General features: G+C 37.1%; 22 protein-coding genes, 1 riboswitch and 1 other annotated feature (1 of these 24 only partly in view). Of the genes, 11 read left to right on the forward strand and 11 right to left on the reverse strand.

The window, feature by feature from the left end; translation table 11 throughout:
• Positions 1-32 (reverse strand) — a binding site (T-box leader) (it extends 181 nt beyond the left edge of the window).
• A 251-nt stretch (positions 33-283) separates the two neighbouring features.
• Positions 284-847 carry a transposase gene (locus ACIP9G_RS16670; RefSeq protein ID WP_401020817.1) on the forward strand — a complete coding sequence of 188 codons (564 nt, stop codon included), beginning with the start codon at positions 284-286 and terminating at the stop codon, positions 845-847.
• 45 nt (positions 848-892) lie between these two features.
• Here the strand turns inward: ACIP9G_RS16670 and ACIP9G_RS16675 are convergent, their stop codons facing one another.
• The 3 genes from ACIP9G_RS16675 to ACIP9G_RS16685 form a co-directional block, all read right to left on the reverse strand.
• Entirely contained in the window at positions 893-2674 is a 1782-nt protein-coding gene (locus ACIP9G_RS16675; protein WP_401020820.1) for a SulP family inorganic anion transporter, read from the reverse strand.
• A 98-nt stretch (positions 2675-2772) separates the two neighbouring features.
• Positions 2773-3120, reverse strand: coding sequence for an ArsR/SmtB family transcription factor (locus ACIP9G_RS16680; RefSeq protein WP_340822926.1), 348 nt, complete (start codon positions 3118-3120; stop codon positions 2773-2775).
• Positions 3121-3253: 133 nt separating this feature from the next.
• Entirely contained in the window at positions 3254-4444 is a 1191-nt protein-coding gene (locus tag ACIP9G_RS16685; protein WP_340822925.1) for an MDR family MFS transporter, read from the reverse strand.
• Positions 4445-4737: 293 nt separating this feature from the next.
• On the opposite strand from ACIP9G_RS16685, the gene mnmL reads away from it, so the two are divergent.
• Positions 4738-5694 carry a tRNA modification radical SAM protein MnmL/YtqA gene (gene mnmL / locus ACIP9G_RS16690; RefSeq protein WP_340822924.1) on the forward strand — a complete coding sequence of 319 codons (957 nt, stop codon included), beginning with the start codon at positions 4738-4740 and terminating at the stop codon, positions 5692-5694.
• Positions 5691-6269: a tRNA 5-(aminomethyl)-2-thiouridylate-methyltransferase MnmM gene (gene mnmM / locus ACIP9G_RS16695; RefSeq protein WP_401020824.1), complete on the forward strand. Its 579-nt coding sequence runs from the start codon at positions 5691-5693 to the stop codon at positions 6267-6269. Before mnmL ends, mnmM begins: the two co-directional genes overlap by 4 nt.
• A gap of 458 nt (positions 6270-6727) precedes the next feature.
• Here mnmM and ACIP9G_RS16700 read toward each other — a convergent pair whose 3' ends face one another.
• Both ACIP9G_RS16700 and ACIP9G_RS16705 read right to left on the reverse strand, forming a co-directional pair.
• Positions 6728-8236 carry an alanine/glycine:cation symporter family protein gene (locus ACIP9G_RS16700; RefSeq protein WP_401020826.1) on the reverse strand — a complete coding sequence of 503 codons (1509 nt, stop codon included), beginning with the start codon at positions 8234-8236 and terminating at the stop codon, positions 6728-6730.
• A 129-nt stretch (positions 8237-8365) separates the two neighbouring features.
• On the reverse strand, positions 8366-9172 hold the full coding sequence (locus tag ACIP9G_RS16705) for an alpha/beta hydrolase (RefSeq protein ID WP_340822920.1): 807 nt from the start codon (positions 9170-9172) through the stop codon (positions 8366-8368).
• A gap of 135 nt (positions 9173-9307) precedes the next feature.
• Between ACIP9G_RS16705 and ACIP9G_RS16710 the strand changes: the two genes are divergently transcribed.
• Positions 9308-9820 carry a gamma carbonic anhydrase gene (locus ACIP9G_RS16710; RefSeq protein ID WP_024363704.1) on the forward strand — a complete coding sequence of 171 codons (513 nt, stop codon included), beginning with the start codon at positions 9308-9310 and terminating at the stop codon, positions 9818-9820.
• A 361-nt stretch (positions 9821-10181) separates the two neighbouring features.
• Here ACIP9G_RS16710 and metK read toward each other — a convergent pair whose 3' ends face one another.
• On the reverse strand, positions 10182-11378 hold the full coding sequence (gene metK / locus ACIP9G_RS16715; RefSeq protein ID WP_340822917.1) for a methionine adenosyltransferase: 1197 nt from the start codon (positions 11376-11378) through the stop codon (positions 10182-10184).
• A gap of 255 nt (positions 11379-11633) precedes the next feature.
• Positions 11634-11752: riboswitch (SAM riboswitch) on the reverse strand.
• 202 nt (positions 11753-11954) lie between these two features.
• Here metK and pckA point away from each other — a divergent pair.
• Positions 11955-13541: a phosphoenolpyruvate carboxykinase (ATP) gene (gene pckA, locus ACIP9G_RS16720; protein ID WP_401009134.1), complete on the forward strand. Its 1587-nt coding sequence runs from the start codon at positions 11955-11957 to the stop codon at positions 13539-13541.
• A gap of 103 nt (positions 13542-13644) precedes the next feature.
• Positions 13645-14601 (forward strand): alpha/beta hydrolase, encoded by a 957-nt coding sequence (locus ACIP9G_RS16725; RefSeq protein ID WP_401020830.1) that lies wholly within the window; start codon positions 13645-13647, stop codon positions 14599-14601.
• 226 nt (positions 14602-14827) lie between these two features.
• Here ACIP9G_RS16725 and ACIP9G_RS16730 read toward each other — a convergent pair whose 3' ends face one another.
• The 3 genes from ACIP9G_RS16730 to ACIP9G_RS16740 are packed head-to-tail and all read right to left on the reverse strand — an operon-like array spanning position 14828 to position 16675.
• A complete protein-coding gene (locus tag ACIP9G_RS16730) occupies positions 14828-15604 on the reverse strand; it encodes an alpha/beta hydrolase family protein (protein ID WP_340822914.1) in 777 nt (258 codons plus the stop codon).
• Positions 15588-16055 (reverse strand): NUDIX domain-containing protein, encoded by a 468-nt coding sequence (locus tag ACIP9G_RS16735; RefSeq protein ID WP_340822913.1) that lies wholly within the window; start codon positions 16053-16055, stop codon positions 15588-15590. Before ACIP9G_RS16735 ends, ACIP9G_RS16730 begins: the two co-directional genes overlap by 17 nt.
• A gap of 59 nt (positions 16056-16114) precedes the next feature.
• Entirely contained in the window at positions 16115-16675 is a 561-nt protein-coding gene (locus ACIP9G_RS16740) for a helix-turn-helix domain-containing protein (protein ID WP_340822912.1), read from the reverse strand.
• Positions 16676-16908: 233 nt separating this feature from the next.
• Here ACIP9G_RS16740 and ACIP9G_RS16745 point away from each other — a divergent pair, with 233 nt between their 5' ends.
• Positions 16909-18378, forward strand: coding sequence for an L-lactate permease (locus tag ACIP9G_RS16745; protein ID WP_401020833.1), 1470 nt, complete (start codon positions 16909-16911; stop codon positions 18376-18378).
• 34 nt (positions 18379-18412) lie between these two features.
• On the opposite strand, the gene ACIP9G_RS16750 is transcribed toward ACIP9G_RS16745, so the two are convergent.
• On the reverse strand, positions 18413-18730 hold the full coding sequence (locus tag ACIP9G_RS16750; RefSeq protein ID WP_340822908.1) for a transposase: 318 nt from the start codon (positions 18728-18730) through the stop codon (positions 18413-18415).
• Between the two features lie 133 nt (positions 18731-18863).
• Here ACIP9G_RS16750 and ytzI point away from each other — a divergent pair, with 133 nt between their 5' ends.
• The 4 genes from ytzI (at position 18864) to ACIP9G_RS16770 (ending at position 20779) form a co-directional block, all read left to right on the forward strand.
• Positions 18864-19010, forward strand: coding sequence for a YtzI protein (gene ytzI / locus ACIP9G_RS16755; protein ID WP_340822907.1), 147 nt, complete (start codon positions 18864-18866; stop codon positions 19008-19010).
• 191 nt (positions 19011-19201) lie between these two features.
• A complete protein-coding gene (locus ACIP9G_RS16760) occupies positions 19202-19363 on the forward strand; it encodes a hypothetical protein (protein ID WP_340822905.1) in 162 nt (53 codons plus the stop codon).
• Positions 19360-19593, forward strand: coding sequence for a membrane protein insertion efficiency factor YidD (gene yidD / locus ACIP9G_RS16765; protein WP_340822904.1), 234 nt, complete (start codon positions 19360-19362; stop codon positions 19591-19593). The genes ACIP9G_RS16760 and yidD overlap by 4 nt, the downstream gene beginning before the upstream one ends.
• 106 nt (positions 19594-19699) lie before the next feature.
• Positions 19700-20779 (forward strand): metal ABC transporter solute-binding protein, Zn/Mn family, encoded by a 1080-nt coding sequence (locus tag ACIP9G_RS16770; protein ID WP_401020838.1) that lies wholly within the window; start codon positions 19700-19702, stop codon positions 20777-20779.
• An 18-nt stretch (positions 20780-20797) separates the two neighbouring features.
• Here the strand turns inward: ACIP9G_RS16770 and ACIP9G_RS16775 are convergent, their stop codons facing one another.
• The gene (locus tag ACIP9G_RS16775; protein WP_401020840.1) at positions 20798-21970 is read right to left on the reverse strand and encodes a transglutaminase domain-containing protein; all 1173 of its coding nucleotides are present in this window, start codon (positions 21968-21970) and stop codon (positions 20798-20800) included.
• Between the last annotated feature and the right edge of the window lie 842 nt (positions 21971-22812).

Here is a 22812-nt window from a genome sequence, read left to right on the forward strand (position 1 = left end):
ACAAATTTACTATTCCTCATCAATGTCTTTACATGTATTGCATTTATTCTAATGGAAAGTCCTAAAAAGCACAAGCCTCTTTTTATCGGTGCCAGGCACGCACACAATTCACACACAATTAGCGAAAAAAATTATTTCCCATGATTTTTGGATAGATTCGTGATATTTCACCCTTTTTCCTTGATAAAAATAAAATTATTAGTTGCTTCTGATACTTTCCTATATTTGACGTTATTTTCATTCATTTTTATGCTATAGAAAACGAAAAAGGAGGAAGTATCGTGTGCCAAGAAAAAAACGACTTTGGTCTCCACATCATTATCATCATGTAGTAATGCGTGGCAACAATCGTCAACCTATTTTTTTGAATGTTGCTGATTACAATGCTTTTTTTCGTGTACTGCAATATGCTTATCAAAAATACACTTTTAGCATTGTTGCTTATTGCATTATGTCTAACCACTATCATCTTCTAATTCAGTCACCTGAAGTTCCACTAGGGAAATTGATGGCGGTCATCAATTGGCGCTACAGTAATTACTTTAAAAAGAAATATCAATATTGCGGTCATCTGTATGAGAGTCGCTATTTTGCAGATCTTGTTCCCTCACAACTAGATATGCTGAGTGTTAGTCGCTATATCCATCGCAATCCTATTTCAACAGCTCCACCTATTGTTGCGAACATGGAAGATTATCCATATAGCTCCTATCATCTTTATAAGCATAATACATCACCAGATTACCCATTTCTTAATACGAGTATTCTCAAAAATTGTTTACTTCAAACATCACAGTTTCATCCTCCATCCTATTGTCAATATTGCGAAGTACAGCAAAGCGAGTAATTGCTAATGCAGTACAAACTGAAAAAGGCTCCACACGATAATTCATCATGTGGAGCTTTTATTTAACCCAGCTTCAATTGTCAGAATCTTTTCTGTGCCTGTCACTCGAGGGTCACCTGAGGAAAAGTCCACGCATTCGTGGAAGGCAAAATGTTTGCAGCCGATGCATTTGTTCATATCTAAATCCTTTAATGCCCTGTTAATAGCATCTCCTGTATGTTCATAGAAATTATCTTTTCCAATTTGATCGTATAAACCATTACGAAGCAGTGCCACTTTTAAATCTTTAGAGACACCCGTTACTAAAACGATGCCACCTTGTGTTGTGAAGTTTTGCACGATATTGCTAAAATAAGACTCTCCCGTAGAATCCATAAAAGGCACTTTACTCATACGCAAAATTAAAACTCTTGGATGGTCGTTCATTGAATGTTGTAATGTCTGCTCAAAGGTTTGTGCTGCACCAAAAAATAGCGGCCCCTCAATTGAATAAATACTAATTTGTGGGCAGTCATGCTTTTGATTGACAACATGCGGCTGTACCTTGCCATTATTTTTTGTATGATCTGGTAAAACCTTATCTACAACCAACTTCTCACTCATTCGTTTAACAAATAACACAATTGCCAAACCAAGCCCTACTTCTACAGCTATCGTTAAGCTAGCGAAAACCGTAAGTAAAAACGTAATCATTAAAACAAGTGAATCTCCTGATTTCGCTTTCACAATATGGGCGAAATGCTTTCGTTCACTCATATTCCACGCTACGACCATCAACACCGGTGCCATACTAGCTAACGGAATATGAGAAGCAAAAGGCGCTAACAACAATAACGTGACTAATACAAAAACACCATGAATAATACCTGACATTGGGGATGCCGCACCCGTTTTTATATTTGTTGCAGTACGCGCGATTGCCCCTGTAGCAGGAATCCCTCCAAATAAAGGTGTTACAATGTTCGCTATGCCTTGCCCTACTAGCTCACGATTACTATTATGCTTACTATTTGTCATTCCGTCAGCAACTACCGCTGATAAAAGAGATTCAATTCCTCCCAACATAGCAATGACAAATGCAGGACCAATTAATAATTGCATTCGTTCAAAGGTAATTTCAGGTATTGAAAACGCCGGTAAAGTATTTGGAATTTGGCCGTAAGCTGTAGCAATTGTTGCAACTTGTCCTGAAAAAAAGAAGCTAGCAACAAGTGTAGAAACAACAATACCTACCAATGCGCCAGGTACTTTTGGAAAAACTTTAGGTGTCACTAATATTATTACAAGACAAATGATTGCTATAAAAATACTATAATAATTTGTTGTACCAATATGCACAAAGAGCTCTTTCATATTAGTGATAAAATATTCATGCCGTGTAATATTTGTCAGTCCTAAAAAATTGGCTATTTGCCCCGTAAAAATAATGACCGCAATACCCGCAGTAAACCCTATCGTTACAGGACGCGGAATAAATTTTATTAGGGAGCCCAGCTTGAAAATGCCCATTAAGCATAGCAAGACACCCGCCATTAACCCCGCAATCAATAGATTTTCATAGCCGTATGATAAGACAATTCCTAATAAAATGGGCACAAAAGCACCAGTAGGACCGCCAATTTGATATTTTGAACCACCAAAAAGTGAAATTAGTATGCCTGCAATACACGCTGTATAAATGCCGTATTCTGGTTTTACACCTGATGCAATTGCAAAAGACATCGCTAAAGGAATTGCAACAATACCAACAATAATCCCAGACAATAAATCCTTTTTGAAAAGATTTACAGAATAACCTTCAAACCGCCCCGTAAACAGTGACTTCATATAGTAATCTTCCCTTCGAAATAATAAATTCTTTGAATCCAGACCGTTCTTTTATTCAATACTAGGCTGTTTTCTAAGGGGGAAATGAAAATATGACCTTACATCATCTCTTCATCATTTTCACTGACGGTCATTTCTTCTAATCTTGAAATTGTATGAATTAAATGGTTGTTAAAAATGTCTTTGGCAACACGTAGCAACTCAACAATCATCGGATCACTCAAAGAATAGTAAACTTTTTTTCCTTCCTTCGTGCCATAAACAATATTTTTCGCCCGTAATACACTTAGCTGCTGCGAAACTGCTGAGCCCTCTTTTTCAAGGCAACTTTGAATCTCATTAACACTTTTCTTACCATCTACCAATAATTCAAGAATTCTAATTCGTAACGGGTGTGCTAAAGCTTTAAAAAAATCGGCTTTAAACTGTTGTAAGCCCTCTTCCACGTTAATCCCCCCATTATTATGTCTACATATTCAAATATTTGAATATGTATGATTGTATCGTTTTGCGAGGTCAATTTCAATCCAAAAAATAAAAAAAGCGAATGATTTTCATTCGCTTTAATATAAATCGTCTTTAATTTTCAGAATTGTTTCCGTGCCTGTCACTCATCAGCAACGGTCGGTCATACATAAGGCATGGGAAAATACCCATTAATACAACGACTACTAAAATAGAAACGAGTGCAATCATTCCAAACTGATCTACCATTATGCCGCCGAACAATGGACCTATCATACGGCCTGCTGTTGCCGCACTATTGATAATCCCTTGGTAGAAACCCTCTCGGCCTTTTGGTGCAAGCTGATTCGCGATTGTAGGTAATGCTGGTGTATAAAACATTTCTCCAAATGTTAGTACGACCATTGCAGCTGCAAACATTTTAAAATCTTCAGCAAATGCTATAATTCCAAATGAAGCTGCTATAAGCGTAATACCAAATACTAATTGTCGCTTTATTTGATGCTCCCAGCGCCTCACAAGTGGAGCGATTAATGGCTGCCCAATCACTATGAGAAGTCCATTAATAGTCCAAAGTAAACTATATTGCTTTAACCCTAAACCTAAATCTTGTGTATACGAAGAAATCGTCGCACTCCATTGTGAATAAGCAAGCCAGCATAATACAGAAGACGTGCTTAAAATTAATAGCGCATAAAATGGTGCTTTATTTGTAATGCGTTTACTCTCACTTACTACATTTTTCAGCGCTATACTTTCTGAATCTATTCCTTTAAATGTAATCAATGCTATGAGGAAAAATAGAATATACATTGCTAAATTGACCACAAAGACATAATCAAATTGATAATCTGCAACAATGCCAGCTAATGCAGGACCAACAGCAACACCAACATTTTGTGCTAAATAAATCGCATTAAACGCTTTACGTCCGCCCTCAGGCCAAGCAGCTCCAGCTAGCGCAAACATTCCTGGAAATACAATGCCTCCACTAAATCCAAGGACAGTTAAGAACCACACATAATGAGGCCAACCATGCCAAATCGTTAAGCCGACTAACGAGGCAACTGTTAAAAGAATACCTAGCATAATAGACTTGTAGCCACCAATTCTATCAAATAAAAATCCACCTAAAAGATTCCCTAACACACCTGCAGCCGAATTCAACATTAAAATAAAGCCAGCCATGGCAAGTGTCTTTCCTAGGTAGTCATGCATATAAATGGCATTTAAAGGCCATAAAAAAGAGTTGCCCGTCGTGTTCACAAGCATACCGATAATTAAAAACCAAACACTTTTTGGCATATTCTTGACCTCCGTTATTTCGTATCTCTAAATAGCTAGTTTATGCTGAAAAATAAAAAAGTACAAGGAAAATAAATTTACCTTTTCTTCATAAAATATTCCTTTTTTAAATAGACTTTTTTCCTCACTGTGCTCTTGCTATAGCAGATATGCATTCCTCCATCTGGACAATAAATCACATTGCTTATTTAAATGAATAAACTTATATCTCAACCATTCCTACATATTAAAATTCTTATCCATGACGGAACCTTACGCACATGATAAAATATAACGTTAGAGGAGTGAAATACATGACAGAAATAAACTTTCCTTTTCCTACAGAGGGGAAAAGATACTATACATGGAATCGATATTTACGTGATCAGTTTGGTCACAAAGTATTTAAAGTAGCGCTCGATGCAGGTTTTGATTGCCCGAACCGTGATGGTACTGTTGCATTTGGGGGTTGTACATTTTGCAGTGCTGCAGGGTCAGGAGACTTTGCGGGTAATAAAGTAGACCCAATTGATGTGCAGTTCGCAGAAATTCGTGACAAAATGCATCAAAAATGGAAAGATGGCAAGTATATGGCTTACTTCCAAGCGTATACAAATACACATGCACCGCTTCCTGTCTTAAAGGAGAAATTTGAGGCAGCATTAGCGCAAGAAGGCGTAGTAGGACTTTCCATTGCGACACGTCCAGACTGCCTTCCTGATGATGTTGTAGAATATTTGGCAGAACTAAACGAACGCACTTATTTATGGATTGAACTCGGACTTCAAACAGTTCATGAAAAAACAGCAAACCTCATTAATCGTGCACATGACTATGCAACATATGTAGAAGGTGTTGAAAAACTTCGTAAACACGGAATTCGCGTATGTTCACATATTATAAATGGGCTTCCACTAGAAGACTATGACATGATGATGGAAACTGCACGCGCAGTTGCAAAGCTCGATGTCCAAGGCATTAAAATCCATTTACTTCACCTATTAAAAGGGACACCAATGGTAAAACAATATGAAAAAGGCATGCTAGAATTTTTAGACCAAGATGTTTACACAAAACTAGTAGCCGATCAGTTAGAAATTTTGCCACCTCATATGGTAATTCATCGTATAACAGGTGACGGGCCCATTGATTTAATGATTGGACCGATGTGGAGTGTCAATAAGTGGGAAGTACTGAATGGGATTGATGCGGAGTTAGAACGCCGTGGCAGTTGGCAAGGTAAGTTTTATAATGCTGAGGTCACAAAATGAAGCTTCAACGAGTCTTACAATATGCACAGCAATTATTAGTAGACACGATACAAGAAGGCGATACAGTTGTAGATGCCACAGCTGGAAACGGCCATGATACATTATTTTTAGCACAGCTTGTTGGCGATAACGGACAAGTTTATGCATTTGATGTGCAAAAAAGCGCTGTTGACGCTACTTTACATCGTCTTCTAGACAACGCGTTAGAGCACCGTGCCCTAGTGTTACATACTGGGCACGAAAATATAAACCAACATGTGCAAAAGCCAGTTACTGCTGCAATTTTTAATCTTGGCTATTTACCTGGTAGTGACCATGATATCGTGACAAAACCGAATACAACTATTCAAGCGATTAAAGATTTACTACAACTCCTAAAAATTGGAGGCTTAATTGTGCTTGTCATCTACCATGGCCATCCAGGTGGTAAGGAAGAACGTGACGCTGTTATTGAATTTGTCAGTCATTTACCACAAAAATATGTACATGTGTTAAAATACGAATTTCTAAACCAACAAAACGATCCCCCATTTGTCATTGCCCTAGAAAAAATGAAAGACTTACCTACCAAATAACCCTTTTTACAAAAGCCCGAACTTGAAATTTCGGGCTTTTTCCTTTCTCAGAGGCACAAAGAATTATGATGGAATACTTTTTAATATAGAAAATACTGTTTCTATATAATTTTAGCTAGATGCCTTCTATGATAGGACTCTACTTATTCATCAAAATCTTAGACAAAAGACATGAAACAGTTAACGCTTGATACTTTTATCATTTTTTTATCTTTTTGATTTTTACAAAAAAATGAAATTCCCCACTAACTTAGAATTGGTGCCAGGCACTCAAACAATTATACGAGTTGATTGGAGTGGAGGGCGACGACGCCTGCTCATAACGCACAAAACGTAAGACGCAACAGACCGTGCGATAGAGAGGGTTGTGGCTTACAATGTGCCCGCAGAAAGCGTCCGCCCGTTGCAGCAACAAAAATAAAAAAGCCCTCTCATAATGAGAGGACCCTTTTTACATATTATTTATTTTTTCGTTTATCATTGTATTCAATCCAAAAATCTGCACCTTTAATTCCTAGTTTACGAGGATCAAAAACAGGGTCTTTGCCCTCTTTTTTCTGTTTCTCGTAATCTTTTAATGCTAGAATCGCAGGTTTCATAATAATTAAGATAGCAATTACATTTATCCATACCATTAAACCTAAACCAACATCTCCCATTGCCCACGCAAGGTCAGATGTACGAATCGTTCCATAAAATGTGGCAATCAAAAAGGCAATCTTAGCTATCCAAATGAAAATCTTTTCGGTTTGCCCAGTGAATAAGTAGGCTACATTCGTTTCAGCTATATAGTAGTACGCCATGATTGTCGTAAATGCAAAGAAGAATAAAGCAATTGCTACAAACTCTGATCCAATGCCTGGCAATGAAGATTCCACTGCATATTGTGTATACGCAGCACCTTCTTTAATACTTTTCGCAAACGTGATTTGTTCGTCTCCTGTAAGACCGTTTTGATTGAATTCTCCTACGTAAATAAACGAATCTGCACCTTCAACAGCCTTTTCATTTTGAACATTATACATACCTGTAAATAAAATCATAAATGCAGTAGCCGAACAAACTAATAATGTATCAATGTACACAGATGCTGCTTGTACAATACCTTGTTTCGCAGGATGTGAAACTTCTGCAGCTGCAGCTGGATGTGCTCCAGTTCCTTGACCAGCTTCGTTTGAATAAATACCACGCTTAACACCCCAAGCGATTGCTGAACCAATAATACCCCCAAATACTTCTTGAGCACCAAAAGCACTTGAGAAAATTAAAGAAAATACAGCAGGTACTTGTGAAATATTCATAAAAATGATAACAATTGCCATTAGAATATATGCTAAAGCCATGAACGGTACAACGACCTGTGCTACATTTGCAATCGATTTAACCCCACCGAAAATAATTGCACCTAATAATACGACAATTATTATTCCTGTAATCCAAGATTCCATACCGAAAGCGTTTTCAACAGCAACCGAAATTGCATTCGATTGAACGCCAGGCATTAATATTAACATTGCGATTAACGCCGCAATCGCAAAAATGACTGCAAACCATTTTTGCCCCATTCCTTTTTCAATGTAAAAGGCCGGACCACCACGGTATTCTGTATCTTTCTCTTCTTTATATATTTGTGCTAATGTCGACTCAACATAGGCCGTCGCCGCACCGATGAAGGCAATTGCCCACATCCAAAAAATTGCACCAGGACCCCCCATTGCGATTGCAGTTGCCGTACCAGCAATATTACCTGTACCAACACGCCCTGATAATGCAATCGACATTGCCTGGAAAGAAGAAATTCCTTTTTCCGATTTCTCTCCTTTAAACATTAAGACGAACATATCCTTAATGAGTCTTACTTGCAGGAACCGTGTAATGATTGAAAAGAATAAACCAATCAATAAAATACCATAAATAAACCACGGCCCCCATAAAATACTGTTCAGAAAACTTACAATACCTTCCATTTTACCCCTCCCAAAATATGAATATTCTTACTTTAAGACATTATAGTATTACATTTTTCTGAAAATTACAACATTATTTTCAAGTTACTATACATCTTATTCAACAATATTTTTCGGAGGGGAAACATTCTATCGAATTATATATCCAATTCGACGCAAGGCATTATTAACAAAATCTCGGATATAGACAAAAATCTCTTCACGCTCTATTTCATGGAATAAATTATGGTAGCATTTTGCCCATTCTTTAAATTGGAATTCAGCAAACTCCTGCTGATGTAGCCAATTGCGTGTTTGTCTAGTTTCCGTGATACTATCTCTTTCCCCAGTCATAATAAGCATAGGCGTGTTCGGAAACTCTGCTTTTGGCATGACCGCTAAATTGCGCATCATTTGCTGTAATTCACGATACCACTTTACTGAGATAACGGACTTAAAAGGAAACTCGTCCTTCATTTCATCTCTACCTTCGACACTACGCGTTAATTTGTCAAAAGAGATATCGTGTGTCATTTTAACGCTTGCCGTTAAAGCACTTAAGCTCGTTAATGCATTTGATAACTTACCAGGCTGTAATTTCAAATGCAGCCAAGGTGATGTCAAAATAATTCCTGCACACTCATATTTTCTCTTATGCATTGTATGAAGGATTAACGTTGCTCCTAGTCCGTGCCCCATTAAAAACACTGGCAAATCATATGAAAAAGCATTTTCAATTAAATGCCTTGTATATTTGTTATACTCTTTAAAGTCCTCATCATGGACACGTGAGAGTTTTGCATTTGCCCCATGATTCGGTAAATCCCCCATGACTACGTGGAAGCCTTCCATTCTGAGTTTTTCAATAAGCCATGCGTACCAACGGTGATTTTCATAAGCACCGTGAACAATAGCAATCACAGCCTTCGCTTGTCCATCAGCTTCCCATTTCCACATTCACATAGTCCTCCTAAATAAATAGTTACACAATGATTATAACGAAATATTCTCGTCTTTATAAAATTATATTTGCATAAAATTGCGCATTTGATACGATAATACTACATCAAAGAAAGAAAAGAGGCGTTTAGCATGATTTATCCGTTTAAAGACAAAACACCTACTATCGATCCATCAGTTTTTATAGCTGACTATGCAACCGTTACTGGTGACGTAACGATTGGTGCCGAGACAACTATATGGTTTAATACAGTTATTCGAGGTGATGTATCACCAACAATAATTGGTAAACGAGTAAGTATCCAAGATCTTTGCTGTCTACATCAAAGTCCAAAATATCCATTAATAATCGAAGATGAAGTAACAGTTGGACACCAAGTAACTTTACATAGCTGTACAATTCGAAAAAATGCATTAATAGGTATGGGATCAATCGTGTTGGATGGGGCAGAGATAGGAGAAGGTGCATTTATTGGTGCGGGTAGTCTTGTACCTCCAGGTAAAGTCATTCCTCCTAATTGCTTAGCATTAGGTCGTCCAGCAAAAGTTGTACGTGAATTAAATGCTGAAGATAAAGAAGACATGGAACGTATCGTTAGAGAATACGCCGAAAAAGGTCAATATTACAAATCTCTTCAAAAATAATGGATGCCCTAAAAATACGCGGGCTGCGATATAGGTGTAAGTGCTCTAGTAATAAACAAAGTTATATAGGATAAAAAATAAATTCGCGATTTCCTTCCAAGGTAAACGGAAAGACGCGAATTTTTTTGCAATCAATTACGCCTAGGCATCATTTCATCCAAATTTTTACAGTATGCTCTAAAAGCGCCTTAGAAAATCTATGACATCCGTCTGGGCCTTTAACTTGCTTCAGCATACAAATCCAACCTTTAGAAGTGGGGTGTGAATGCTGAAGCAAGTTAGAAAGGGGCCATTACGTAGCCCCTTCACTAAAACATTTGCATATGTTTACCACATATTAGAATGCTCTTTACAAAATAGCTTATAGACTTGCTTTTTCTCTTAATGCATCAGCCTTGTCCGTATTTTCCCAAGGTACATTTAAATCTGTACGACCAAAGTGACCATAAGCAGCCGTTTGTTTGTAAATTGGGCGACGTAGATCTAGCATTTTAATGATGCCTGCTGGACGTAAATCAAATAGTTCGCGAACCCATTGTACGATTTCGCTTTCGCTTACTTTTCCTGTACCAAATGTATCTACAGCGATTGATACTGGTTGTGCTACACCAATGGCATAAGCAAGTTGGACTTCAGCACGTTCTGCTAAACCTGCAGCAACAATATTTTTTGCCACATAACGAGCAGCATATGCAGCTGAACGGTCTACTTTTGTAGCGTCCTTACCAGAGAATGCACCACCACCATGACGTGCATAGCCACCGTATGTATCAACGATGATTTTACGCCCAGTAAGTCCAGCATCTCCTTTAGGTCCACCAATAACAAAACGACCTGTTGGGTTGATGAAATATTTCGTTTGAGCATCTAATAACTCACTAGGTACTACTGGTGCTATTACTAACTCTTTTAAGTCTGATTGAATTTGTTCAAGTGATGCTTCTTCATCATGCTGTGTTGAAATAACAATAGTATCGACACGAACTGGGATGTTGTGTTCATCATACTCAATTGTCACCTGTGTTTTACCGTCTGGACGTAAATATGCTAGTTCACCTGATTTACGTACTTCTGTTAAACGACGAGCTAATTTATGCGCTAAACTAATAGGTAATGGCATTAACTCAGGTGTTTCGTTACAAGCGTAACCGAACATTAAACCTTGGTCGCCTGCGCCAATAGCTTCAATATCTGCATCAGTCATAGAACCTTCGCGCGCTTCTAGTGCTTGGTCTACACCTTGGGCAATATCTGGTGATTGTTCACCAATTGCAACTAGTACTGCTAAGTTTTCAGCATCAAAGCCATATTTACCGCGTGTATAGCCGATTTCTGCTACTGTATCACGCACGATACCTTTAATATCTACATAAGTAGAAGTAGTGATTTCTCCAGCTACTAATACTAATCCTGTTGTTACAGTTGTTTCACACGCTACACGTGCATTTGGATCTTCTTTTAAAATGGCATCTAAAATGGCATCCGAAATTTGGTCACAAATTTTGTCGGGATGTCCTTCTGTTACACTCTCTGATGTAAACAATCGACGGTTTGTCATTTGATTTTCCTCCTATTACTCTTACAAATAGCATTTGCGAAATTAATACGGTACTCATTACCCATGTCAAGTTCGCTCCTGAAGGATAGAACTTTCAAGCCGTTGTTGCTTTTAACATGAGGATTTCGAAAGATCCGTCATTATAATAAGGAAAGAATTGTATATACTTACCTTTACATTCATTATGAAAATAAAAAAAATCCTTTTCTCACGTACTTTACATGAGGAAAGGAATAATGACTTCGTAACCTTTCACTCTTATCGTTCAAGGGTTTTCCCCTTGCATCAGGTTGGCACCAGCGCATGTCGTGAAATAGTTCATGCAGGTTGCCGGGTTTCACAGGGCCTGACCCTCCACCAGCTCGGGATAAGAGTATCCGTTCAATTCCTCATCTTACGTAAAAGGTCGAACGTTGTCAATTATTTTATGACTTTTTGTTGAAAGTTATTTAAAACACGAAAATAATTTTTGAATTAGTATAGATTATTAAAGCAATTGTGTTATACTATTTTTGAAATTAAGAAAAACTCCCTCAAACTCAAGGGAATACTATAAAAAAGGATGGTATTTAATCGATGAATTCAGTAGAAATTGCAAACGAACTGAAGGAATTATTAAACGGCGGGAACATTAACGTTCAACTTTCAGTACCACAATTAGCGGAAAAAGCTACATCTCGTGGTGAGGCTATGTTAACAGTAGATGGCGCAGTTCGTGCAGAAACTGGCAAATACACTGGTCGTTCACCTAAAGATAAATATACGGTAGAAGAAGAAAGCACAAAAGATAAAATTGACTGGGGTAAAGTAAACCAACCAATTTCTTCGGAAGTGTTCGATAACTTATATGTAAAAGTAGTTAAATACTTAAAAGAACGTGACGAATTATTCGTATTCAACGGTTTTGCTGGTGCTGACAAAGATTCACAATTAAGCATCCAAGTAATCAATGAATATGCTTGGCATAATCTTTTCGCCCATCAATTATTTATCCGTCCAACACAAGAAGAATTAGCTTCTCATGTTGCTGACTTCACAGTTATCTCAGCTCCTAACTTTAAAGCAGATCCAGCTATCGATGGTACATCTTCTGAAACATTCATTATTGTATCACTTGAAAAGAAAATCATCCTAATCGGTGGTACTGAATATGCTGGTGAAATGAAAAAATCTATTTTCGGTATTATGAACTACCTATTACCACAACAAGGCATCCTATCAATGCACTGTTCAGCAAACGTAGGTGAAGCTGGCGATGTGGCATTATTCTTCGGTTTATCTGGTACTGGTAAAACAACTTTATCAGCTGACCCTGACCGCAAATTAATCGGTGATGATGAGCACGGCTGGTCTGACAACGGCGTATTCAACATTGAAGGTGGTTGCTATGCAAAAACAATTAACCTTTCTGCTGAAAAAGAACCTGAAATCTATAACGCAATCCGCTTCGGTTCTGTACTAGAAAACGTAGCTGTAGATCCTGAAACTCGTGTTTGTGATTACGATGATGTTTCATTAACAGAAAATACACGTGTTGCTTACCCTATCCAATATATTGAAAATATTGTTGATCCATCTGTTGCAGGTCATCCAAAAACAATCGTTTTCTTAACTGCTGATGCATTTGGTGTATTACCTCCAATCAGTAAATTAACAAAAGAACAAGCAATGTATCACTTCCTAAGTGGTTTCACATCTAAACTTGCAGGTACTGAACGTGGTGTAACAGAGCCAGAACCAGTATTCTCTACATGCTTCGGTTCTCCTTTCCTTCCACTTCCAGCAACTGTTTATGCTGAAATGTTAGGTCAAAAAATCGATGAGCATGGCGCACAAGTATTCTTAGTAAACACTGGCTGGACTGGTGGCGAATACGGTACAGGTAGCCGTATGAAGCTTTCTTACACTCGTACAATGGTACGTGCTGCAATCGATGGTAAACTAAACAACGTTGAAACTACTCAAGATGCTGTATTTGGCTTACACATTCCTACAGCAGTTGAAGGCGTACCTTCAGAAGTGCTTAACCCACGCGATGCATGGGCAGACAAAGCTGCTTATGATGTAAAAGCTGCTGAACTTGCTGGTCTATTCAATGACAACTTCAAGAAATTCTCAAATGTTTCTGAAGCAATCACTAAACTTGGTGGTCCATTAAAATAATAATGCGGCTAAGGGAACGATTTATTCGTTCCCTTTTTTTTACCCGTTTTTATAAAAAATACTCTTCAAATTTTTATGTTTTGGATAGTATTGGAGGATACATATGAAAAAAAAATACAAAATACTAGTTGGCATCATCGTTTCATTATTTGTATTGTTTATTGGAGCAGGATTTATTGCGGGCAATTACTTTTACAACTTGGCGTTAAATCCACAATCTGATAAATCAGCCGTTCTTGATGCACCACATAATTTAATTGATTCTAATCCGAATGAAGTGAAAGAGCAAGAGGCTCGTGAAACATGGTTTAACAGCCATTACGAAGAAACAACGATTCAATCCGTAGATCAACTAAAACTACATGCTTATTCCATTAAAAATCAAAATGATTCAAACAAATGGGCAATTATTTTTCATGGATATTCAAGTGATGGATTACAGATGACCAAGTATGCAAAACACTTCTATGACATGGGCTATAATGTACTTATTCCTGATGCGAGAGGTCATGGTAAAAGTGAAGGAGACTATATCGGAATGGGCTGGCATGATCGCTTAGATGTCGTGTCATGGATTGACAATACGGTTCAATTAAATAACGATGCAGAAATTGTCCTTTTTGGTGTTTCGATGGGAGGCGCCACAGTAATGATGGCATCTGGCGAAGAATTACCTACAAACGTTAAGGCAATCATCGAGGATTGTGGCTATTCTTCTGTTTGGGGCGAATTTTCTTATCAGCTAAAAGCGAACTTCCACTTACCAGCCTTCCCTATCATGTATTTTGCTTCAGCCGTAACGAAATTAAAGGCTGACTATACACTTGGTGAAGCTGATACGGTCAAACAAGTTGCAAAATCACAAACACCGATGCTATTTATCCACGGTAGTAACGACACATTCGTCCCTTCTTCAATGCTAAATGAAGTCTATGAAGCAGCCAATGTGCCTAAAGAAAAACTACTTGTTGAAGGTGCTGGCCACGGTAGAGCCGAAAATGTAGCAGGAGCAAAATATTGGGAAAAAATCCAATCTTTCTTAAGCACCTACGCAAAATAATCGGTGCCAGTCACTCACACAATTTACTATTCTAGTCCTATATTTTATAACTAACATAATAAAAATCCACGAACATTCCTATGGCAACACAAGTAGCGTAAGCCGCAAAAACGGCGCAGTTAGCGACGGTTGCGGCCTACCTTGTGCCCATGGAAAACACAGTGGATTTTTATGATTTATATGTGCCAGTCACTCAAACAATTTAAAATATCCCTTTGCTAAAATTTCACTGTTTCTTCATCCATTCGCACAAAGCGCGCACAGTTTCGCGATTTTGAGCAGGTGGATATTGATGTGCAAAACGGTAATCATACCACGTTTCAAACTTTTTATTGGCGTCCTCTAAGAAAAATACTAATTGCCTTGCATGTTCAATATCTACATTTTCATCACGATAGCCGTGAATAATAAGCACCGGTGCTGTAATGTGTTCAACTTCAAATAAAGGTGTACGTGCATCATAAGCCTCTGGTACACGATTAGGTGTCCCTCCAATTACGCGTTTCATCATACGACGCATATCTGTCCGCTCCCAATAAGTAGCTGTCGCATCTGAAACACCTGCCCACGTAACAACCGATGTAATATCTTTACGTAAAATTGCCGTCCACAGCGCCATAATACCTCCACGTGAAAAGCCAAACACATGAATATTATCATTGCAAAATTGCTTTAGCACATCTACTCCATGCACTGCATCATAACGATCCTGACCGGCAAACTCATCACGACCTTCTCCTCCTCTATTCCCTCGATAGTAAGGGGCAAAAACGATAAAACCTTGTGCGGCAAACTGAGCAACACGAGCTGGTCTCACCATGCCGATGCTTTGCATTCCTCCACGTAAATATAAAAACCCATCGTATGTACCTTCTGCCTTAGGCTCTGCTAGCAAGCCTTTAACCCGTAATCCAAGTGATAAATAAGTAATTTCTGATAAACGAATAGCTGGATTCGGTGAAGGGTATGGACGTTTTTCAACTATTTCACCATTGATCGTCATAACGCTTCAGCTCCTCTAGCATTTTTTGCATGCCTTCGTCCTTCATATGAAAGCTTAAATTTTGGTGACTTACAAACTCTTCATCAGTTAGCCAGACCATTCCTGATGTCTCCAAGTCAAACTCTACCTTCTCCTGACTTACAAATTGCGCAGTAAAGACTGTTTTACAAAACAATAGTTCACCATGGACAGCGTATTCTGCGAACCAACGAAGATTTTTCACATGTACACCTGTTTCTTCAAATACTTCTCTAACAGCAGCTTGTTCTAATGTTTCGCCAGGTTCTACCTTACCACCTGGAACTTCTACGCCACGACGCTTATGAATCGTGCATAACCATTTATTTTTATGCTTTAAAAAGATAAGTACATGCTTCGGCTCAACTTCAAACTCACCTCTTGTAAAGCTTAAATCGACTTGAAAACCATTTAAATCTGTAAATGAAAACATTCCATTCCACTCCTATTATTATATTGTAACGAATGTATTCATTACGTTCTGCTGACTTATTACTTCATATACTGTGAGGAATCAATTACAAGGAAATAGTGACATTCTTCATTTGTTATATTGATAAATCGATGCTCTGTATCCGCTTCAAAAAAGAAGGAATCCCCTGCTGCTAATTCTTCATAAAAAGTGCCACGTCCTAATTCAACACGTAACTTCCCGCTTTTAACAAAAATATACTCTTTTACGCCTGATTTATGTGCAGGAAATATACCCGATTCTTTATTGGCTGGAATGATATTTAAAACAAACTCAATGCCTCTAGAAGGAACGGAAGGTGATAATAAATGACGTTGAAACCCAGACTTTTCGTCGACATATATTGGGCGTTCATCTTTTCTTATAACTACAATATCCCTTTTTTCCTGTTGATCTAACAAAGCAGAAAGCGTTGTATTTAATGCCTCCGCAATTTGACAAGCTATTTGAATAGTTGGATTTTTTTCTTCTCTTTCAATTTGAGATAGCATCGAGGCACTCACGTTACTGACGACTGAAAGCTCCTGTAATGTCATCTTATTTTTTTTTCTAATAGCATTTACTTGCTTTCCAAATCCCATTATAAAAGCTCCTCTCACTACTTCGTTATTGTTCGTCCTACTATTATTTTTACTTTAGTGAAATTTTTATTTCAGAGATTGCCCTTCTACTATGATATTGTACATTATCTACAACAATCAACTTATAAGATGGTTCCCCTCAATACAGAAAAAATAACTAACATTACATATTTACACTTTAGTGAAAATAAAATATACTAAAGCGAATAAATAGTACATAGGAGTGTTGTTCAATGATAAAAGTCGTTTTAGCACTATTACCTTTAGTTAGTATTTTATTTATGATATTCATTTTAAAAAAATCTTCTATTTTTACTGGCACTGTCGCTTGCATACTTACAACCGTTATCGCTATTTCTCCTGTATTTCACACCAGCGTCGTGTTGCTTCCTAAACCTTTCATCAAAAGTTTTCTTACAACAGTGCCAGTAATTTATATTTTATTTTTTGGCATTTTATTATTTCATTTAATGGATAAATCTGGAGCGATACAAAAAATAGCTACTGCCATCGCCACCTCTACCGATGACAAAACGTATCAAGTGTTGTTATTAGCTTTAGGGCTTTCACCTTTAATTGAATCTGTTAGTGGCTTTGGCTTAGCGGTAATTGTTATTGCACCTATTTTAATAGCTTTAAAATTTAATGCGATCCAATCTTCCCTCATTGCATTAATTAGTTTATGTATAATTCCTTGGGGGACGTTAGCGATGGGCACAATGATTGGTGCATCATTAGGAAACATTCCCTTAGAGGATTTAGGTGTTGGTAGTGCCCTTCTGTGTATCCCTATTTATATTTATTTCGCCTTTTTAGTTACTTATATTGGAGTGGGAAAAAAAGCAATGAAAAAGAAACAATTGCAAATACTATGGATTGGATTGCTATTAGGTTTAAGCGTGTGGATTTGTAATCGTTTCATCAGTGTGGAGCTTGCAGGTTTAGTTGGCTCATTAACAGTTATCATAACAATTTTTATAATGATTACTTTACACAATAGGAGCAATCAGCATCGTTCTAATGCATTGTTAAAAAATATTTCTCCATATTTGCTGTTAATCGTTTTATTGTTCATTTCAAGAACCATTCCGCCCATTAAAGATTTTTTAACTCACCTATTTACCGTAACAATAAAGTCTTATCATTTTCAGTTATCTTTTTTATATTCGCCTGGATTTTTTCTCTTCATTGTTTGTCTTTTTACATGTATATTATTCCGTTTAAATAGCGCATCAATAATCGATAGCATTAAATTAACAATCAATAAATGTTACCCAGTATTGCTTACTACTTTTTTATATATTGTTGTTTCAGAAATGATGTCAGAGGCAAAGATGATTCAGCTACTATCTTTAACTGCTGCACATTCTTTTGGTTCACTTTTTATATTCATTACACCTTTAATTGGCGCTACGGGGGGTTTTTTAACTGGTAGTAATACGGCTTCAAATACGATGTTTATTCGATTACAAACAGAAACTGCGATACAGATTGGAGCTTCTCCCACTTTACTCGCTTGTATCCAAAATGTTAGTTCATCATTAATGACAATGGTAAACCCTTCTAGAGTCGCGTTAAGCTGTTCTGTTTGTAATATAACTTCACTTGAGAACAACATTCAAATAAAAATGGCTATAGTTAGTATTGGTACGCTTTCCATTATTTTTATAGAAATCATTTTCCAATTACTATTTCTAAAATAAAATATTTAAGATAAAAAATGTCTAGCATAAACAGCTAGACACGTTTATTGAAATATGGAAGCTGTTCTACAAATTCCTTTGTATCGTCATCTCCATATTCGTGAATGAGTGCGTAAATTTTCTTTAACCGTAAATCTAATTCGTCATTTTCTCTGTCCAAATGATATTGCAAATAAGGTAATTGCGCACGCCATCCATTCGCAATTTCTAATAGTTGCATTTGTTGAAATATTTTTTCGAAAACATCCAATGCTTGTCGATCTACGTTGAGCTCGAAATTCCATTGACCCTCGTATGGATTTGTATAATATGTTTTTTGAGCAAGTGAAAAATATACACGCTGACGATCCATTTATAACACCCCTTTTTCCATAGTATGGTGGTAAACAGAATGTTTTATTCGCTGGAATGTCAAACTTCCTTCACAACTAAACTAGAGCATCTATTTTATAATAGGTATAATGAACAAGAACGGAGTGAATGCAATGAGTTTAGTCTCGCTCTTAACGGTAGCAATCATAATCGTTGTTTTAGTTACAATTGCTACCATTGTAAGTGTCAATCGTGCTTATGCCTTTAAGCATACGGTTGATGAAAAGCCTAATCAAAGTTTTCATCAACACGATGAATAATCAATTACGCCATGACGTAATTGCACCAGATTTATATAGCCCGATCAGAAAACTTCTGTAAAAATCTGTTGACAGTCGCAGGGCCTTAATTTGTTTCAGCTATCGTTTGAACCTAGCCAAGCAAATTATAAACACATTCTTAAGATCATCTTTTATAATTACAATAACGAATAGAAATTGGAGTGAAAACAATGGGTGTGCCATTACCAATAATAATTATGATTGCCATGATGATGCTAATGTTTGGAGTCTCCGTCATTGTCATTCTCAAGAAAAAAGGCGACTTTTTTACACAAACAATTGATGCTAAGCCTGAGCAATCAAATTCACATCACAAGGATGGTCAAGCATGAAATATCCCTTTATATGGCTCATTCAGTTTTACAGAAAATTTATCTCACCTATGACGCCACCAACGTGCCGCTTTTATCCAACATGCTCCTCATACGGACTAGAAGCTTTTCAAAAGCACGGTGCTATTAAAGGTCTAATATTAACCGTAATACGTATTTTAAAATGCCAGCCACTTCATCCTGGTGGCTTTGATCCTGTGCCTGAAAAATGGCCTTCGAAAAAGAATTAATTTTCGAAGGTCATTTTTTCTTGTACTTTTTTCCGATGTGCGTTATTATAGAAACTGTCAAAAAAATAAATCGTAATGATTACTATTTGAAAGAGGTATCTAACATATGAAAAAAGTATTTCTATTTTTCTTAATTACTGTGCTTGCATTATTCACAGCTGCCTGCGGTGATAAATCATCTACATCGAAACAGACGACGGACAATAAAGACAAGTTATCCGTATACACAACTGTCTATCCATTGAGCTATTTTACAGAGCGAATCGGTGGCGATTTTGTAGAAGTGTCTTCTATTTATCCTCCTGGTACAAACGAGCATACATTTGAGCCAACACAAAAAGATATGATGAAATTAGCAGATGCGAATATATTTTTTTACATCGGCTTAGGGCTTGAGGGCTTTGTTGAAAATGCTAAAAAAACTTTAGCCAAGGAAGACGTTACAATGGTTGCGACTGCAGCTCAAATTTCCGATGAAAAATTAGCGGTTAGCACTGGCCATTCGCATGACGAAGAAGATGAAGCTGATCATGACCATGAACATGATGCAACTGAAGAAGATCACCATGATGAGCATGAAGCACATGATGCAACTGAGGAAGATCATCATGATGAGCATGATGAGCATGAAGCTCATGATGCACATGATCATGGTAGTGTCGATCCGCACGTATGGCTCTCGCCTATTATTAGTCAAGATTTAGCACTATCTATTAAAAATACATTAGTTGAAAAAATGCCAGCACAAGAAGCGACATTTACAGCAAATTATGAAGCTCTAGTAAAAGAGCTACAAGATTTAGACAGTGAATACAAAGCGATGGCTGATGCAACTCAAGACAAGACATTTTTTGTGTCACATGCAGCATTTGGCTACATCGCTGGCCAATATGGTTTAACACAAGTCCCAATTGCAGGCTTAAACTCACAAAATGAACCTTCTCAAAAAGAACTAACAGCAATTGTCGATAAAGCGAATGACTTAAATATTCATTACATTTTATTCGAGCAAAATGTTTCTTCTAAATTAGCAGAAGTCATTCAAAAAGAAGTTGGTGCTCAATCACTTGTATTGCATAATTTAAGTGTGTTAACAAGCGATGATGTAAAAAATAATGAAACGTACTTTACATTGATGAAGAAAAATATGCAAACATTAGAGAAGGCACTTAATGAGCATAAGTAATACAAAAAAACTTAGTTGTTAATATGAAGAAGGAGGTGCCCCAAGCAAAGGGGACACCTCCTTTATTATGACGTATTTTTCTTGTGGCATTCTCTTTTCAGTTCTGTCAACGCTGATGAGCCTCTTTTGTCCAACTTTAGCATTCGTTTTTACATTCACAAAAATCGGACGAAGCGTAAAACTTCTCTGTAGAATGAATTTTTCATTTTGTTCATCGAAAACTATTTGAACAGACTTGCTGTTATTTTGATCCTGATTGAATAACAGAGGCGTTGGTTCTACTAATTGTTTTATATGAAGTGTATTTTCTTCTAGCATAGCGAGCCCTCTATTATAATTTAAATAATTAGTTAAAGGTTTCGTAAGAACTTCAACTTTAGTTATTTGCTGCCAATCAGCATATTTTTCACTTGTTGCCGCTGGAAAACTTGCATAATCCCATGTATGATCTTGTGCTAGTTGCTTATCAGAAACGAGAAAATAATTATAGCGTACCTCGCCCTTATGATCGGGCAATGGATCATCCCATGTAACATCAATATGGTACCACTCATTATCAAGCTTCACTAATACCCATGCATGCAATTGTTCTCCCACTTTACCTGGTACATATTGTACTTCAAAGTCTAGCATCTCTAACATCCGATATAGTACTAAAGCATAGGCCTGACATACACCCTTGTTTTCAGTTAGCAACGTGTATGGGGAATACTGACTTCCTTCACTATCCTTTGAATACTCAGAAGTTAAGACGATATAATCATGTGCAGCCTGTATTTTCTCCAGTTTGCTTAATCCATGCATAGATGCAACAATAGTTGTCAAATTTTGCTCGACAAATGCCTCCTCTTCCTGTGAGATATGATAGGTAAACTGAAATTGAATGACAATATTATTTGCATAGCCATCATATTTCCATTTGAAACTAGAAATATTGGCGTAAATATATGGATCTGTAATGGCATGTTTTATAAGCTCTGTTAGTTGGTCTTTTAAGTCAGATATATTACCAGTGTATCGAATATCAAATTCAGTAGACAATTGCATCACTTCATTCTGAATTTGCTGTTGTAATGTTTCTATTGAATTAGCCGTTGCTATATTTTGTTGTTCATAATTTGCGAATACTTGCACATGACTCATTTGTAAAACAAATAATATAATGACAACATTATATATATATTTTCTCATATGAGTCATTCTCCTTTACTAAATAGTTTATGCCGCCCATTACTTATTATGTTAATGAATCATTAATTTAATCTAAAAAAATGAGGATTTAAAAATTTAATGGGATTGTATGGTGAAAAACTACGTAGTTGTACAGTGACGAGGAAAATAAAGCAATGTCGGCAAAATGCGTGAATGTAATAGAAATTACAGGACTCTTCATAATTTCTTCTATATCAGCATAATACCCGAATTTTTATGTCTTAAAAAATCCACTGCGCTTTCTGGCGGATTGTTGAATGACTGGTACTTAGCATAGACACCTAATAGAACATAGGCTTCTCAAACCGGAAAAATCCACTTCGCTTTCCGCGGGCACGTTGTAAGATTCTAAATTGTTTGAGTGACTGGCACTATGGCATAGACACCTAATAGAATATAGGCTTCTCAAACCGGAAAAATCCACTTCACTTTCCGCGGGCACGTTGTAAGCCGCAACCGTCGCTTTCGCGTCGTCTGTTGCGTCTTACATTGCGTGTGTTCCCGCAGGAGTCTTAGTGGATTTTTACTTGAATATGTCATTTGCAATGCTATAAGATTCTAAATTGTGTGAGTGACTGGCACTGTGGCATAGACACCTAATAGAATATAGGTTTCTCAAAACGTAAAAATCCACTTCGCTTTCCGCGGGCACGTTGTAAGCCGCAACCGTCGCTTTCGCGTCGTCTGTTGCGTCTTACATTGCGTGTATTCCCGCAGGAGTCTTCGTGGATTTTTACTTGAATATGTCATTTGCAATGCTATAAGATTCTAAATTGTGTGAGTGACTGGCACTGTGGCATAGACACCTAATAGAATATAGG

Source organism: Lysinibacillus sp. NPDC093197 (assembly GCF_044754025.1).
Taxonomy (GTDB): domain Bacteria; phylum Bacillota; class Bacilli; order Bacillales_A; family Planococcaceae; genus Lysinibacillus.

Bases quoted from the DNA above. Each gene is read 5' to 3' on its own strand.
- ACIP9G_RS16710 (WP_024363704.1), top strand. From the start codon at position 9,308: ATGATTTATCCGTTTAAAGACAAAACACCTACTATCGATCCATCAGTT.
- mnmL (WP_340822924.1), top strand. From the start codon at position 4,738: ATGACAGAAATAAACTTTCCTTTTCCTACAGAGGGGAAAAGATACTAT.
- ACIP9G_RS16760 (WP_340822905.1), top strand. From the start codon at position 19,202: ATGGGTGTGCCATTACCAATAATAATTATGATTGCCATGATGATGCTA.
- mnmM (WP_401020824.1), top strand. From the start codon at position 5,691: ATGAAGCTTCAACGAGTCTTACAATATGCACAGCAATTATTAGTAGAC.
- yidD (WP_340822904.1), top strand. From the start codon at position 19,360: ATGAAATATCCCTTTATATGGCTCATTCAGTTTTACAGAAAATTTATC.
- ACIP9G_RS16700 (WP_401020826.1), bottom strand. From the start codon at position 8,236: ATGGAAGGTATTGTAAGTTTTCTGAACAGTATTTTATGGGGGCCGTGG.
- ACIP9G_RS16740 (WP_340822912.1), bottom strand. From the start codon at position 16,675: ATGGGATTTGGAAAGCAAGTAAATGCTATTAGAAAAAAAAATAAGATG.
- ACIP9G_RS16745 (WP_401020833.1), top strand. From the start codon at position 16,909: ATGATAAAAGTCGTTTTAGCACTATTACCTTTAGTTAGTATTTTATTT.
- ytzI (WP_340822907.1), top strand. From the start codon at position 18,864: ATGAGTTTAGTCTCGCTCTTAACGGTAGCAATCATAATCGTTGTTTTA.
- metK (WP_340822917.1), bottom strand. From the start codon at position 11,378: ATGACAAACCGTCGATTGTTTACATCAGAGAGTGTAACAGAAGGACAT.
- ACIP9G_RS16750 (WP_340822908.1), bottom strand. From the start codon at position 18,730: ATGGATCGTCAGCGTGTATATTTTTCACTTGCTCAAAAAACATATTAT.
- ACIP9G_RS16705 (WP_340822920.1), bottom strand. From the start codon at position 9,172: ATGTGGAAATGGGAAGCTGATGGACAAGCGAAGGCTGTGATTGCTATT.
- ACIP9G_RS16675 (WP_401020820.1), bottom strand. From the start codon at position 2,674: ATGAAGTCACTGTTTACGGGGCGGTTTGAAGGTTATTCTGTAAATCTT.
- ACIP9G_RS16775 (WP_401020840.1), bottom strand. From the start codon at position 21,970: ATGAGAAAATATATATATAATGTTGTCATTATATTATTTGTTTTACAA.
- ACIP9G_RS16685 (WP_340822925.1), bottom strand. From the start codon at position 4,444: ATGCCAAAAAGTGTTTGGTTTTTAATTATCGGTATGCTTGTGAACACG.
- ACIP9G_RS16730 (WP_340822914.1), bottom strand. From the start codon at position 15,604: ATGACGATCAATGGTGAAATAGTTGAAAAACGTCCATACCCTTCACCG.
- pckA (WP_401009134.1), top strand. From the start codon at position 11,955: ATGAATTCAGTAGAAATTGCAAACGAACTGAAGGAATTATTAAACGGC.
- ACIP9G_RS16770 (WP_401020838.1), top strand. From the start codon at position 19,700: ATGAAAAAAGTATTTCTATTTTTCTTAATTACTGTGCTTGCATTATTC.
- ACIP9G_RS16725 (WP_401020830.1), top strand. From the start codon at position 13,645: ATGAAAAAAAAATACAAAATACTAGTTGGCATCATCGTTTCATTATTT.
- ACIP9G_RS16735 (WP_340822913.1), bottom strand. From the start codon at position 16,055: ATGTTTTCATTTACAGATTTAAATGGTTTTCAAGTCGATTTAAGCTTT.